We start from the raw sequence: 12,653 nt of genomic DNA, 5'->3' as shown, positions 1-12,653 counted from the left end.
GATGTCATCGGAAATCGTCACCAGGGAAGGCCGGGCCGGCTTCGGCGGGTACGAAACCTGGTATCGGGTCAGCGGCGAACTCGACGCCGACAAGGCTCCGGTCGTCATCCTGCATGGCGGGCCAGGTGCCGCCCATAATTACGTTGATGCCTACAAGCTTCTTGCCCGAGGAGGCCGTGCCGTCATCCACTACGACCAGCTGGGCTGCGGCAATTCCACCCTGCTGCCTGACAAGGGCGCCGATTTCTGGACGCCCGGGCTGTTTATCGACGAACTTGAAAATCTCGTCGATCATCTCGGGATCCGAGGCGGCTTCCATGTGCTCGGACAGAGCTGGGGCGGCATGTTGGGCGCTGAATATGGGGTGACGCGGCCGAAGGGCTTGAGGTCGCTGACAATCGCCAACTCACCGGCGTCCATGACGCTATGGGTACAGGAGGCCAACCGGCTGCGCGCCGACCTGCCCGAGGACGTGCAGGAGACGCTCACTCGGCACGAGCAGGCCGCCACGACGGACGATCCGGCCTATCAAGAAGCGACGATGCGGTTCTACGAACGCCATGTCTGCCGCGTTGTTCCGTTCCCGCCGGAAGTGACGGAGACCTTCGCTCAGATCGTGCGCAATCCGACCGTTTATCATGTGATGAACGGTCCGAACGAATTCCACGTGATCGGAACGCTGAAGAGCTGGAGCATCATCGATCGGCTGCCGGCGATCGATGTTCCCACGCTGATCATCTCCGGCCGTTACGACGAGGCCACGCCAGCGACCGTGCAGCCCTTCAAGGACGGCATCAAGGGATCGCGCTGGCAGATATTCGAACATTCCAGCCATATGCCGCATGTCGAAGAGCAGGATCTATGCATGCAGGTGGTGGGAGACTTCCTGGACGACAACGACAACTGAGAAAAGGGGAACTAAGACATGAAGAAATTGCTCTTGGCGGCCTCGGCCGCGGCATTGCTGGCCGGCTCGTGGCTGGCTCCGGCACAGGCCGAATACCTCAGGGAACATCGCGGCGGCACCATTCGCCTGCTGGCCCGCTCGGCGGCCGGAACGCTCGATCCGCATATCAACTACACCGACCAGGGCTGGCAAATGTACCAGCCGATCTATGACGGCCTGGTCGCCTTCCGCAAGGCCGAGGGCATGGACGGCTTCACCATCGTCCCCGACCTGGCCGAGGCGCTGCCGCAGGTCAGCAATGACGGCAAGACCTTCACCTTCAAACTGCGCAGGGGCATCAAGTTCTCCGATGGCAAGGATCTCGGCGTGAAGGACGTCGTTGCTTCCTTCCAGCGCATCTTCAAGGTCTCCGGACCGACCTCGGGCACCTTTTATGCCGGCATCGTTGGCGCCGACAAATGCCTTGCCGACACCAAGAGCTGCACGCTGGAAGGCGGCGTTGTCGGCGACGAAGCGGCCGCCGCCATCACGTTGAACCTCACCAAGCCGGACGCAGAGATCCTCTACAAGCTTGCCTTGCCGCATGCCGTGGTCCTGCCGGCGGACACGCCCGCGGAAGATATGGGCTCCAAGCCCATCCCCAGCACCGGCGCCTACATGATCTCCGCCTTCGATCCCAACAAGGGGATGACGGTGACCCGCAATCCCAACTTCAAACAATGGAGCGAGGACGCCCAGCCGGACGGCTATCCTGATGTCGTCCAATATGATTTCGGCCTCTCCGAGGAAGCTGCCGTCACCGCGATCCAGAACGGGGAAGCTGACTGGATGTTCGACGCGCTGCCCAGCGATCGCCTCGGCGAACTCGGCACCAAGGCCATGGATCAGTTGCACATCTCGCCGCTTTCGGCCTGGTGGTATGCGCCGCTCAACAACCGGCTGGCGCCGTTCGACAATGAAAAGGCTCGTCAGGCCGTTGCCTACGCGATCGACCGCAACACGCTGGTCAAGCTGTTTGGCGGCAAGGTGCTGGCCTCGCCGGTCTGCCAGGTCCTGCCTCCGGATTTCCCCGGCCACGAGGACTATTGCCCCTTCACCAAGAACCCCGGCGCCAAATGGTCGGCGCCTGACCTCGACAAGGCAAAGCAGCTCGTCGAGGAATCGGGCACCAAGGGCCAGAAGGTGACCATCATCGTCGAGGACACGGCCATTTCACGGTCCATCGGCGTCTATCTGCAGAGCGTGCTGACCACCATCGGCTATGTCGCCGACGTCAAGCCGATCTCGTCCAACATCCAGTTCACCTACATTCAGAACACCAACAACAAAGTGCAGATGTCCGTCACCCAATGGTACAAGGACTATCCCGCGGCTTCGGACTTCCTGAACATCCTGTTCAGCTGCGCCTCCTTCCGCGAAGGTTCGGACGCTTCAATCAACATCGCCGGCTTCTGCGACAAGGATATCGACGCCAAGATGCAGAAGGCATTGGACCTCGGCGTGACCGACCAGAAAGCCGCCGACAAATTGTGGGCCGAGATCGACAGGCAAGTCACGGACAAGGCGCCGGCTGTCGGCCTCTTCACGCCGAAGCGGCTTGACTTCGTCAGCAAGCGCGTGGGCAATTTCAAGTTCAACCGGCAGTTCAACTGGATGATCACCCAATCTTGGGTACAGTAATGGCCTGGGTGCAGTAACGAACCGCGGGGGGCACGTCCGTGTCGAACGAAGCTGTCGCCATGCCACGCAAGACGCGAGGGCCCTGGGCCGTCGCGTTTGCGAGGCTGGCAACGGACAGGGCCGCCATGGCATCCCTGGCCGTGTTCCTCCTCATCGTCTTCGCCTGCCTTAGTGCGCCTTTCTACGCGAGATGGGCTGGCGTGGACCCATTCGCCTCGACGCTCGACGCCGTCATCCAGATCGACGGCGCCGACGTTCCGGTGATGGAACAATCGACAGAGGGGCTCGGGCTCGGCTACACGCCGCTTGGGCCGACCTGGCGGCTCGGCAATTATTTCCTTGGCGCCGACAGCCAGGGGCGCGATGTCATGGCCCGGATGCTCTATGGCGGGCTGATCTCGCTGCTGATCTCCGGGGCAGCCACCATCTTCACCCTGATTCTGGGCACGGCGGCGGGATTGATCGCGGGCTATTTCGGCGGCGTCACCGACACGGTGCTGTCGCGCTTGCTGGATGTCCTGTGGGCGTTTCCAATCTATCTCTTGGCGATTTCGCTTTCGATCGTCACCATCGCGCAAGGCATTTCGATCGGGCCGATCGAGATCGAATCCGGCAGTCTGTGGCTGCCGGTCATCATCATCGGCATCGTCTACATACCCTATGTGGCGCGTCCGATACGCGGGCAGGTTCTGTCGCTGCGCCATAGCGAGTTCGTGCTCGCCGCGATCAATCTGGGGGTGCCGGGGCTGCGGATCCTGTGGCGCGACATCCTGCCCAACATCACCACAACGCTGATCGTCTTCGTGCCGCTGATGATGGCGCTGAACATGCTGACGGAATCGGCACTCTCCTTCCTGTCGATCGGCGTGCAGCCGCCCGCCGCGAGCTGGGGCACCATCATCCAGGACGGCCAGGCGCTGCTTTACACCAGGCCATTGGTGGCGCTGGTGCCGGGCCTGGCGATCGCGGTTTCCGTGATGGCGCTCAATGTCTTCGGCGACGGCCTGCGCGATGCGCTTGACCCGCGCTCCAAGGTTCGACTGGGGCGCGACTGATGATTTACGCGATCCTGCGCCGTTTCGGTCAGATGCTGTTCGTGATGTTCGGCATCTCGGTCATCGTCTTTTTAATCTTCTTTGCCACGCCGGGGGCCGACCCGGCGGCGCGCATCGCCGGCCGCAACGCATCGCCTGAGGTGCTGGAGGCGGTACGCCACAGCTTCGGCTTCGACCGGCCGCTCTACGTGCAATATGTGAAGATGATGGAGAAGATCTTCGTCACGGGCGATCTGACCTCCTTCGTCAATCGTGGTTGGAAGGTGGTGCCGGCGGTCATGGATTCGATCCCCGTCACACTCTCGCTGGTGTTCGGAGCGGCGATCCTGTGGGTGGTTGTCTCGATCGTGATCGGCATCGTGGCCGCCGCTACCCGCGACAGCTGGCCGGACAAGCTGCTGATGGCGTTGGGGCTGCTCGGCATTTCCATGCCGGTCTACTGGCTGGGCGAGGTGATGAACCTGATCACCCAGAGCCGCTATCACGACAGCTGGGCATTCTCCTGGGTGCCGCCGCTCGGCTACAAGAATTTTTCCGACGATCCGAAAGGCTGGTTCCTGACGCTGGTCATACCGTGGATCACGCTGGCCATTCTCTACATCGGCATCTACGGGCGGGTCTTGCGCGCGGCCATCATCGAATCCCTGCAGGAAGACTATATCCGCACGGCCCGGGCCAAGGGCCTGTCGGAGACGCGCATCCTGCTGCGCCACGCCTTGCGCACGTCGCTCATCGCCTTCGTCACCCTGTTCGGCCTCGATTTCGGCGCGCTGGTGGGCGGCTCGGCCCTGCTGACCGAAGTCGTATTCGGCCTGCACGGCATCGGCAAGCTAACCTATGACGCGCTGCAGAACCTCGATCTGCCGATGATCATGGCGACGGTGATGTATGCGTCCATGTTCGTGGTGGTCGCCAACGCGGTTGTCGATTTCGTCTACATCCTTCTCGATCCGCGGCTGAGGACATCATGATACTGTCGGTGCGTGATCTCCGGGTATCCTTCCGGACCGATGACGGCCCGGTGAGGGCCATCGATGGCGTTTCCTTCGATCTCGCGGAAAGCGAAATTCTCGGTGTCGTTGGCGAGTCCGGCTCGGGCAAGACCGTGTCGCTGCTGGCGGTGATGGGGCTCATCACCGACCCCAACGCCATCATCGAAGGCTCGATCCGCTACAAGGGCCGCGAGTTGGTCGGACTGCCGCCGCGCGAACTCAGGCGCCTGCGGGGCAATGAGATCGCAATGATCTTCCAGGATCCGATGACGGCGCTGACGCCGGTCTACACCATCGGCTGGCAGATCGCCGAACAGATCCGCGCCCATCGCAACATCAGCAAATCCAAGGCCATGGAGCGGGTGGAAGAACTTCTGGCCGAGGTGAACTTCCCCAACCCGCACGAGGCGATGTCGCGCTACCCGCACCAGCTCTCCGGCGGCATGCGCCAACGGGCGGTGATCGCGATGGCGTTGTCCTGCAACCCGGCGCTGCTGGTGGCGGACGAGCCGACCACGGCGCTCGACGTCACCGTGCAGGCCGGAATTCTCGATCTCGTGCGCAAGCTGCGCGCCACGCACAAATCGGCGGTCGTCTTCATCACGCATGACATGGGCGTGGTCTCCGAACTCGCCGATCGGGTCATGGTCATGTATGCGGGCCGCATCGTGGAACGCGGCAGTCGCACGGAGCTGTTTTCCAACCCGCGACACCCCTACACGCGTGCATTGCTTGGTTCGATCCCGCCGCTGACCGGTGCGAAACCGCGCCGCCTGCCGGCCATCCCCGGGTCGCCGCCATCGCTGCTGCGATTGCCGCAAGGCTGTGCCTTCGGTCCGCGGTGCCAGGTCCGCTACGAGCCCTGTCTAACCGGCAAGCCCGAGCTTGGTGCCGCCACGCACGCGGCGGCCTGCTTTCGGGTGGCGCAGACATGAGCGGACCGATGATCGACGACGACCGTCCAATCCTCGAAACGCGCTCGCTCGGCAAGCGTTTCTCGATCGGCACCCGTTTTTCCGCCGAAGGCAGGCGAACCGTCCACGCGGTCGACAATGTCTCCCTGACGGTGCGGCGCGGCGAAACCGTCGGGTTGGTCGGCGAGTCCGGATGTGGCAAGTCCACGCTGGCGCGCTGTCTGGTCAGGCTCTACGACATTTCGGACGGTGAGCTGCTGTTCGAAGGCGACGACATCACGTCGAAGTCGCTGTCTGAACTGAGGCCGCTGCGGCGGCGCCTGCAAATGGTGTTCCAGGACCCGTCGGCCTCGCTCAATCCGCGCCGGCGTGTCGGCGACCTCGTGGCGGAACCGCTGCGCATCCATGGCAAGCTTTCATCGCGCGAGATCACCAACCGCGTCGCGGAGCTCTTCGAGCTCGTCGGACTGTTACCGGACCATGTCATGCGCTTCCCCCATGAATTCTCGGGCGGGCAGCGCCAGCGTGTCGGCATAGCGCGCGCCATCGCCCTCAATCCCGATCTCGTTGTTCTCGACGAACCGGTCTCAGCGCTCGACGTGTCCGTACAGGCGCAGATCGTCAACCTGCTTGCCGACCTTCAGGAGAAGCTGGACCTCACCTATGTCTTCATCGCCCACGACCTGTCCGTGGTGCGTCAGGTCTCGACCCGCATCGCGGTCATGTATCTCGGCTCGATCGTCGAGGAAGGACCGGCGGAAGAGGTGTTTTCAGCCCCGGCCCATCCTTACAGCCAGGCGCTGATCTCGGCCGTTCCCGTCGTGGAGACGACACCCAGCGGGACGCGCAAGCGCATTATCCTTACGGGCGATGTGCCGAGCCCGCTCAATCCGCCATCCGGGTGCCGGTTCCACCCCCGATGCCCGATGGCGGTTGAGCGCTGCCGTTCGGAGCGGCCGGAACTGAGGGCGTACCGACCCGGCCGCAAAGCGGCCTGCCACTTCCCGACGATATAGCCGATATTGCCTCATCCATCCGACCGCCAGATTTTTCAAAATTCTGTGTTCCGCGTGGAACCAACCACCGGACGGCGCGTTTCATGGGGTTCGATCGAGCGCATCTCGATCGACCGGAGGAAACAATGGACTACCTGCATTTCTTTTCGCCCGTGCGGATATCGCGCGGGCAGGGACACCCTGTAGAAGAAGTGGATAGTGTCGCCGAGGCGATGGTTTTCTTGCGTAAATGGCCGAAGGGACGGCGTGGGCCTGTGTATCAGTGTGCACTGAATTGCTGCTCGGCCGCCCTGTCGGGACAGATGTCGGCGGAGGAAGCAAGAAAGGCGTTCACCGGCTTTGCCCGGATCACGCGGCTTCTGGACGATGACATGGCTCTGCCGATAGGCAACGACAGCAAGGCGAGCATACACGCGCTGCGGCGGTAGCCGTCCACGGCCTTTACTGCTGGCGGATCGCGCCCGTTGCGGGCGCGATGTCGCTGTTTGCGCTTCGGGGCAAACCGCCCCACCATCCGGTCACCAATCGACACTGTATCGATCAATCACCCAGAGCCATGATCCATCCGTTTGCCGGCGGGCGACCTCGCTTGTCACATCACCGTCCGGAAAGCGGGTCGACGTCAGCGCCAGATCACCGCTGACCACCGCCGCAGTCGATCACCGCATCCGGTTCGAACAGCGAGGCCCGATCTCGCTGAATCTGCAGGAATTGGAGCCGCTGATTGCGCGGCAACATGCGGGCGACGCGTCGACCGGATTCCCGTCTCTCTAAGCAGGTATCAGGACGGCGATGCGATGTATGCCGACCACCTTGCTTGTGTTGGTCGCCTCGTCGGTCTTGCCCTTGGCGCAAGTGTACATGTCTCCTTCCTTCAGCTTGAATTCCTTGTCCGCTTTCTTGATGGTGAATGCACCGGCGGTAATCGTGCAGACCATGTCGTTATCCATCACCATTTGAGGAGCGTGTGCGCCGGGCTGAAAGACGACGTCGACAATCGAGATGCTCTTGTAGGCGGGAATGTCGGCGTTCCCGGTGCCGACCTCCACCACCCTGATGCCGGGGGCAATCTCCTTGCCGTCTTTCGGGCCGTATTTCTTGGTCTTTGCATGCGCGGTCAGGACGAACAGAGGGGTTGCCGCCGCGGCCGTGAGACCAAGGGCAATTGCAGATCTGCGATTCATGCTTTCCTCCCATATGTTGGTCGCGCAACAATGTGAGCGACAACTAATATTACTCCTTTCCCATATGATTTTAAATGACCGTGATGGCGCCATGGCATTTCTGCCGCTCATGATCGACCAATGCAGCTGTGCGGGCAGGGGCGTGTGCACTATCTGTGCACAGAAAAGACTGATGCCTCACGTCACGGCGAGCACAGTCGCACAATAGGTGGTTTTTGGAATGGCTGCCCGGGCGGCGAGCGACACTATTGTTCGAAAGGCTCTCCCAGCGAAGCCACGCCGTTGAGCTTGAGCAGACGCCGGTTCGAAGAAATGATGCCCAGCACGACGATTGTCACGAGATAAGGTAGGCTGGATAGAAGTTGCGAGGAAACGTCGAGCCCAGTTGTCTGGGCCGCGAGGCTTGCGAGGGACACGGCGCCGAAGAGGCAAGCACCGAGGAAGATGCGACTGGCAAGCCAAGTGCCGAAGACCACGAGCGCGATCGCGATCCAGCCGCGCCCGGCGATCATGCCATCGGCCCAGAGCGGAGTGTAGACCACGGCCGCGTAGGCACCGGCGAAACCCGCTAACGCGCCGCCGAAAGCGACCGCGGCGAAACGCACGGCGATTACCGGATAGCCGAGCGCACGGGCCGCCTTGGGATTCTCGCCGACGGCGCGCACGACAAGGCCGATCTTGGTGTAGGCGAATATCGCCCAGATGGCGACGGTCGCAGCAAGCGAGAGCCACACGACGACGTCCTCGACGAACAGGCCGCCGATGACCGGGATATCTGAAAGCCAGGGCAATGAAAGCTTCGGTAGGCCTTTGACCGTGAGGCTCTCATAGCTCTTGCCGAACAGTGCCGAGAGGCCCTGGCCGAGTATGCCGATGGCGAGACCCACCGCGACCTGGTTGGCGCGGAACCCCAGCGCGATGACGGCAAAGACAAGAGAAAGAGCCGTGCTGGCGAGACCGGCGGCGAGGAAACCCAGGAGGTGACCGCCGCCGTGATAGACGATGATGAAGGCGATGACCGCCCCCATGGCCATCAGTCCCTCCACGCCGAGATTGAGGACGCCGGCCCGCTCGGCCACCATTTCGCCCAGCGCAGCCAAAAGGAACGGCGTGGCCGCCGCCAGCATTCCGGCGACGATGAACTCGAGGGCATTCATGGAGCGCTTCCGTGAGCGGCATGGCGCCATTCGAGCCGATAGCGGACGAAGGCGATGGCGACGAGATAGGCGAGCAGCAGGCTGCCCTGGAAGACCCGGACCGCGGCGACCGGCAGATTTGCCGAGACCATGGCATTGTCGCCGCCGATATAGAGGGCCGCCATGAGCAGCGCGGAAAAAACGATGCCAATCGGGTGAAGGCCCCCCAGATAGGCAACGATGATGGCCGCATAGCCGTAGCCGGTCGAGATGGAGCGCTGCAACTGGCCGAGCGGCCCGGCCACCTCGGCCGCCCCGGCGAGGCCTGCCGCGAAGCCGCCGATGAGGAGGGAAAGCCAGATCGCGCGTCCTTCGTTGAAGCCGGCGTATCCAGCCGCGCGCGGCGCAAGGCCGCCGACCTGCAGCTTGTAGCCAGCGAAACTCCTCTGCATCAAGACCCAGGCCGCGAGGGAGAAAGCGAAGGCGACAAGCAGCGAGAGGTTGACGCGGGTGCCGGGGATCAGGATCGGCACCGTCGCGTCGTACTGGAACATCACCGATTGCGGGAAGTTGAAGCCGGCCGGGTCCTTCCAGGGGCCGAGAAGCAGATAGTTGAGCAGTTGGGCGGCAACGAGCGCCAGCATAAGCGATACAAGGATCTCGTTTGCGTTGAGCCGCACGCGCCAGAACGCCGTGACCGAGGCCCAAAGCGCGCCGCCCAGTGCGCCGAGGACGAGCATGGCGGGCCAGATCCACTGGCCCGTTGCCTGCGGGAGCCAAATGGGAATGGCCGACGCGAAGATCGCGCCGAGGATGAACTGGCCCTCGGCGCCGATGTTGAAGACCTTTGCGCGAAAGCCGATGGCAAGCCCCTGCGCGATCAGTAGCAGCGGCCCCATCTTCAGCAGGACTTCCGAGAAGGAGGCCCAGGATAGGAAGGGCTCCAGAAGCATCGCATGGAAAACGGCGGCCGGATCGCGGCCCATCAGGAGGTAGAGCGCGAGATTGAGCAGTGTCGCCAGGCCGAGCGCGGCGGGCGGGGCGACCAGCTTGATTGCAAGCGAGGCGTGCTCCCGGCGAACCAGAACGGGAAGGAACGGCCGGGACCGAGCGCTCATGCGGGGACCTTTTCGGCCGTCGAATGCGCGCCGATCATGTAGCGGCCGATCTCCTCGGGTCTGGTGTCGCGCGTCACCAGCGGCGGGCTCAGCCGGCCCTGATGGATCACCTGGATCGCATCGCAAAGCTCGAACAATTCCTCCAGTTCCTCCGAGATGACCAGGATGCCCATGCCTTCGTTGCGCAAAGCGACAAGGCGCCGGCGGATGGCGGATGCGGCGCCGATGTCCACGCCCCAGGTGGGCTGCGCCACGAACAGCAATTTCGGGGACAGCATGATCTCGCGGCCTACGATGAACTTCTGCAGATTGCCCCCCGAAAGCGCCCCGGCCTCCGTTTCGGAACCCGGCGTGCGCACGTCGTATTGCCGGATGCAGTCCTCGGTGAAAGCCTTGGCGCGGGCCGCGTCGACGAGGCCTCGTTTCAAGAGGCCGGAGGAATGGGCAGTCAGAAGGCTGTTGAGGACGAGCGACATTTCCGGCACCGCACCGCGGCCCAGCCGTTCCTCCGGAACGAAGGCGAAGCCCAGCCGGCGGCGGGCCGCCGCGTCGAGCGCGCCGACATCCCTTCCCATCATAAAGATACGCTCTGACTTGTCGCGCGGCAGCACCGTCTCGCCCGAGATCAGCGCAGCGAGTTCGCTCTGCCCATTGCCCGATATGCCGGCGATACCGAGGATCTCGCCTGCCCGGACCGTCAGGCTGACGTCGGAAAGCGCCACGGCGAAGGGATCGTCCGGCCGATGCTCGAGGCCGAGGATTTCAAGGCGCTTTTCCCCGCCGGAATGCGCAACTGCCGGCATGGGCTGCGGCATATCGCGGCCGATCATCATGCGGGCGAGGTCGTGCGCGTCGTGGTCACGCGGATCCACATGGCCGGTGATGCGCCCGCCGCGCAGGATGGTCGCGCGGTCGCAGACCGCACGAATCTCCTCCAGCTTGTGCGAGATGAACAGAATGGACACGCCGCCGTCGCGCAGCCGCCGCAATGTCTCGAACAGCCTGTCCACCGATTGTGGCGGCAGGACGGAGGTCGGTTCGTCGAGGATCAGGAGCTGCGGTTCGGTCATCAGGCAGCGGATGATTTCCACCCGCTGCCGCTCTCCGACCGAGAGCGCGTGCGCGTGGGCAAGCGGATCGACCTCCAGGCCGAAGTCGCGGCCGAGCTTGCGGATGCCTTGCGCAAGATCTGATTTTTTCCCGGGCACGACCAGCCGGACGTTCTCCACCACCGTCAGCGTCTCGAACAACGAGAAATGCTGGAAGACCATGCCAATTCCCTTGCGCCTCGCGTCCGCCGGGGACGCAAGCGCGAAGGCCTCTCCTTTCCAGGTCGCTGTTCCGGCGTCCGGCTCCTCGACGCCGTATATAAGCTTCATCAGCGTCGACTTGCCTGCCCCATTCTCTCCGAGGATCGCATGGATCGAGCGCGGAGCCACGTCCAGATCGATGTCCCGATTGGCATGGATCTGGCCATAGCTTTTGGAGATGCCGCGCAGCGACAGAAGCGGGGCGGTCATGGATTACTTGGGCAGCGGCGTGGTGACACCCTTGACGTGCCAGTCCATGGCGACGATCTCGGCCTCGGTCATTGTCTTGCCGGCGGGAACGCCTTCGCTGCCGTCGGCCTTGGCGATCGGACCGGCAAAGGGCGAGAAGCTGCCGTCGGCGATCTTGGCTTCAACCTCCTTGATCTTGATCATGATGTCGGCCGGGATGCCAGGGTTCCAGTCGACGACTTCGACGACCTTGTCGCCGACACCCAAGAAGGCGTTGGCGCCCTTGAAGGTACCGGCAAGGTGGGCATCGACCGACGCTTTGAAGAAGGGCGACCAATCGGTCGCCACGCAGCCGAGGTAGGTCTTGGGCGCGTATTTCTTCATCGACGAGTTGAGGTTGAAGGCGGGGATGCCGGCCTCATCGCAGGCCGCAACGACGGAAGGCGTGTCCTGCGCGTTGGAGAAGATGACGTCGCATTTCTGCGCCAGCAGCGCCTTGGCGGCTTCCTGCTCCTTGGCCGGATCGAACCAGGAGTTCACCCATACGACCGAAACCTCGACATCGGGCTTCACCGCCTGCGCCCCCAGCGTGAAAGCGTTGATGGAGGTGATCAGCTCGGGAATGGCGAAGGCGGAGACCGAGCCGAGCTTGCCGGACTTCGAAAGCGCGGCCGCCGCCATGCCCATCAGGTAGGTGCCCTGGGAATATTGGGCGGCAAAGGGCGAGAAGTTCGGCGCCACCTGGTAACCGGAAGCGTGCAGCACGGTGACGTCGGGATTGCGGCGCGCGATTTGCAGGGCGCCGTTCTGGTAGCCGAAGGAACCGGCGATCAGGAACTTGTTCCCGTCGGCGACCGCCTTGTTCATGATGCGGTCGGCGTCGGGGCCTTCCTGAATGTTCTCGATGATGGTGACCTTCACCTTGTCGCCGTAGGCGGCCTTGACCGGCTCGAGCCCGTCGGCCAGCGCACGGCCCCAGCCGACGTCGCCGACCGGCGAGGGGACCACAAGCACGATGCCCAGCGGTTCGTCGGCGGCAAGCGCGCGGCTACCCACCGCGGCGACGAGCCCGGTAGCGGCAGCGCCCTTCATCAATGTTCTGCGGGTAAGATTTGTCAGCATGTCGGTTCCCCTTGTTTTTGGTTTTGGCTT

At 63.2% G+C, this 12,653-nt stretch carries 12 protein-coding genes; 7 read left to right on the top strand and 5 right to left on the bottom strand.

Going from position 1 to position 12,653, the window contains the following annotated elements; all coding sequences use genetic code 11:
- Position 1: 1 nt before the first annotated feature.
- From O7A70_RS10505 to O7A70_RS10475, 7 genes are all read left to right on the top strand, one after another.
- The gene (locus O7A70_RS10505; RefSeq protein ID WP_337140329.1) at positions 2 to 907 is read left to right on the top strand and encodes a proline iminopeptidase-family hydrolase; all 906 of its coding nucleotides are present in this window, start codon (positions 2 to 4) and stop codon (positions 905 to 907) included.
- Positions 908 to 925: 18 nt separating this feature from the next.
- Positions 926 to 2,587: an ABC transporter substrate-binding protein gene (locus O7A70_RS10500; protein ID WP_337140328.1), complete on the top strand. Its 1,662-nt coding sequence runs from the start codon at positions 926 to 928 to the stop codon at positions 2,585 to 2,587.
- Between the two features lie 38 nt (positions 2,588 to 2,625).
- The gene (locus O7A70_RS10495; RefSeq protein WP_337140327.1) at positions 2,626 to 3,642 is read left to right on the top strand and encodes an ABC transporter permease; all 1,017 of its coding nucleotides are present in this window, start codon (positions 2,626 to 2,628) and stop codon (positions 3,640 to 3,642) included.
- Positions 3,642 to 4,613: an ABC transporter permease gene (locus tag O7A70_RS10490; RefSeq protein ID WP_337140326.1), complete on the top strand. Its 972-nt coding sequence runs from the start codon at positions 3,642 to 3,644 to the stop codon at positions 4,611 to 4,613. Before O7A70_RS10495 ends, O7A70_RS10490 begins: the two co-directional genes overlap by 1 nt.
- The gene (locus O7A70_RS10485; RefSeq protein WP_337140325.1) at positions 4,610 to 5,569 is read left to right on the top strand and encodes an ABC transporter ATP-binding protein; all 960 of its coding nucleotides are present in this window, start codon (positions 4,610 to 4,612) and stop codon (positions 5,567 to 5,569) included. Before O7A70_RS10490 ends, O7A70_RS10485 begins: the two co-directional genes overlap by 4 nt.
- 8 nt (positions 5,570 to 5,577) lie before the next feature.
- The gene (locus tag O7A70_RS10480) at positions 5,578 to 6,564 is read left to right on the top strand and encodes an ABC transporter ATP-binding protein (protein WP_337140558.1); all 987 of its coding nucleotides are present in this window, start codon (positions 5,578 to 5,580) and stop codon (positions 6,562 to 6,564) included.
- A gap of 125 nt (positions 6,565 to 6,689) precedes the next feature.
- Positions 6,690 to 6,992, top strand: a complete 303-nt coding sequence (locus tag O7A70_RS10475; protein WP_140505424.1) for a DUF982 domain-containing protein — start codon at positions 6,690 to 6,692, stop codon at positions 6,990 to 6,992.
- Between the two features lie 342 nt (positions 6,993 to 7,334).
- On the opposite strand, the gene O7A70_RS10470 is transcribed toward O7A70_RS10475, so the two are convergent.
- The 5 genes from O7A70_RS10470 to O7A70_RS10450 form a co-directional block, all read right to left on the bottom strand.
- On the bottom strand, positions 7,335 to 7,748 hold the full coding sequence (locus O7A70_RS10470; protein WP_032935069.1) for a hypothetical protein: 414 nt from the start codon (positions 7,746 to 7,748) through the stop codon (positions 7,335 to 7,337).
- A gap of 245 nt (positions 7,749 to 7,993) precedes the next feature.
- Complete coding sequence (locus tag O7A70_RS10465; protein WP_337140324.1) at positions 7,994 to 8,905, bottom strand: ABC transporter permease; 912 nt, start codon at positions 8,903 to 8,905, stop codon at positions 7,994 to 7,996.
- Positions 8,902 to 10,002 (bottom strand): ABC transporter permease, encoded by a 1,101-nt coding sequence (locus O7A70_RS10460; protein ID WP_337140323.1) that lies wholly within the window; start codon positions 10,000 to 10,002, stop codon positions 8,902 to 8,904. The genes O7A70_RS10465 and O7A70_RS10460 overlap by 4 nt, the downstream gene beginning before the upstream one ends.
- On the bottom strand, positions 9,999 to 11,522 hold the full coding sequence (locus O7A70_RS10455) for an ABC transporter ATP-binding protein (protein ID WP_337140322.1): 1,524 nt from the start codon (positions 11,520 to 11,522) through the stop codon (positions 9,999 to 10,001). Before O7A70_RS10455 ends, O7A70_RS10460 begins: the two co-directional genes overlap by 4 nt.
- Before the next feature lie 3 nt (positions 11,523 to 11,525).
- Positions 11,526 to 12,620 (bottom strand): BMP family ABC transporter substrate-binding protein, encoded by a 1,095-nt coding sequence (locus O7A70_RS10450; RefSeq protein WP_337140557.1) that lies wholly within the window; start codon positions 12,618 to 12,620, stop codon positions 11,526 to 11,528.
- Positions 12,621 to 12,653: the final 33 nt, after the last annotated feature.

It is taken from the genome of Mesorhizobium sp. Cs1299R1N1 (assembly GCF_037179655.1).
Lineage (GTDB): Bacteria > Pseudomonadota > Alphaproteobacteria > Rhizobiales > Rhizobiaceae > Mesorhizobium > Mesorhizobium salmacidum.
The sequence above is the reverse complement of the archived record's forward strand: the minus strand, read 5'-3'. Positions and strand labels throughout refer to the sequence as shown.

Bases quoted from the DNA above. Each gene is read 5' to 3' on its own strand.
- O7A70_RS10505 (WP_337140329.1), top strand. From the start codon at position 2: ATGTCATCGGAAATCGTCACCAGGGAAGGCCGGGCCGGCTTCGGCGGG.
- O7A70_RS10500 (WP_337140328.1), top strand. From the start codon at position 926: ATGAAGAAATTGCTCTTGGCGGCCTCGGCCGCGGCATTGCTGGCCGGC.
- O7A70_RS10490 (WP_337140326.1), top strand. From the start codon at position 3,642: ATGATTTACGCGATCCTGCGCCGTTTCGGTCAGATGCTGTTCGTGATG.
- O7A70_RS10485 (WP_337140325.1), top strand. From the start codon at position 4,610: ATGATACTGTCGGTGCGTGATCTCCGGGTATCCTTCCGGACCGATGAC.
- O7A70_RS10480 (WP_337140558.1), top strand. From the start codon at position 5,578: ATGATCGACGACGACCGTCCAATCCTCGAAACGCGCTCGCTCGGCAAG.
- O7A70_RS10475 (WP_140505424.1), top strand. From the start codon at position 6,690: ATGGACTACCTGCATTTCTTTTCGCCCGTGCGGATATCGCGCGGGCAG.
- O7A70_RS10470 (WP_032935069.1), bottom strand. From the start codon at position 7,748: ATGAATCGCAGATCTGCAATTGCCCTTGGTCTCACGGCCGCGGCGGCA.
- O7A70_RS10465 (WP_337140324.1), bottom strand. From the start codon at position 8,905: ATGAATGCCCTCGAGTTCATCGTCGCCGGAATGCTGGCGGCGGCCACG.
- O7A70_RS10460 (WP_337140323.1), bottom strand. From the start codon at position 10,002: ATGAGCGCTCGGTCCCGGCCGTTCCTTCCCGTTCTGGTTCGCCGGGAG.
- O7A70_RS10455 (WP_337140322.1), bottom strand. From the start codon at position 11,522: ATGACCGCCCCGCTTCTGTCGCTGCGCGGCATCTCCAAAAGCTATGGC.